Origin of the sequence: Thermoactinomyces sp. CICC 10523, from assembly GCF_016055105.1 — a bacterium.
GTDB lineage: Bacteria > Bacillota > Bacilli > Thermoactinomycetales > Thermoactinomycetaceae > Thermoactinomyces_A > Thermoactinomyces_A daqus.
The window spans coordinates 1-843 of record NZ_JAECVX010000046.1 but is presented as its reverse complement, the minus strand read 5'-3'; the positions used below and the strand labels follow the sequence as shown (position 1 = coordinate 843).

Below are 843 nucleotides of genomic sequence, written 5' to 3'. Positions count from 1 at the left end.
TTCAGCCTCACCGCTTGGACGCGCACATCCAGTCGCGCGATTCTCTACCCTCCTGCGTCCCCCCATCGTACAAACGGAATCAGGTGGTACAGGAATTTCAACCTGTTGTCCATCGCCTACGCCTTTCGGCCTCGGCTTAGGTCCCGACTTACCCTGAGCGGACGAACCTTCCTCAGGAACCCTTAGGCTTACGGCGGAGGGGATTCTCACCCCTCTTTTCGCTACTCATACCGGCATTCTCACTTCCAAGCACTCCACCGCATCTCACGATGCGGCTTCGACGCCGCTTGGAACGCTCCCCTACCATGTTGCCTTCGGCAACATCCACAGCTTCGGTGAACCGCTTAGCCCCGTTACATTTTCGGCGCAGAGTCACTTGACCAGTGAGCTATTACGCACTCTTTGAATGATGGCTGCTTCTAAGCCAACATCCTGGTTGTCTGGGCAACTCCACATCCTTTCCCACTTAGCGGTTACTTGGGGACCTTAGCTGGTGGTCTGGGCTGTTTCCCTTTTGACTACGGATCTTAGCACTCGCAGTCTGACTCCCGGAGGAAAAGTGGATGGCATTCGGAGTTTAACTGAGTTCGGTAACCCGGTGAGGGCCCCTAGCCCAATCAGTGCTCTACCTCCATCACTCCTGCTCCGAGGCTAGCCCTAAAGCTATTTCGGGGAGAACCAGCTATCTCCGAGTTCGATTGGCATTTCACCCCTACCCACACCTCATCCTATGGTTTTTCAACACCAAAAGGTTCGGGCCTCCATTCCGTGTTACCGGAACTTCACCCTGGACATGGGTAGATCACCCGGTTTCGGGTCGACGACTACGTACTCATGCGCCCT

Annotated in this window: 1 rRNA gene; it reads right to left on the bottom strand. The window is 55.3% G+C overall.

Features of this window, described 5'->3' with window-relative positions:
- Positions 1–843, bottom strand: a 23S ribosomal RNA gene (locus I8U19_RS17115); the annotation flags it as partial.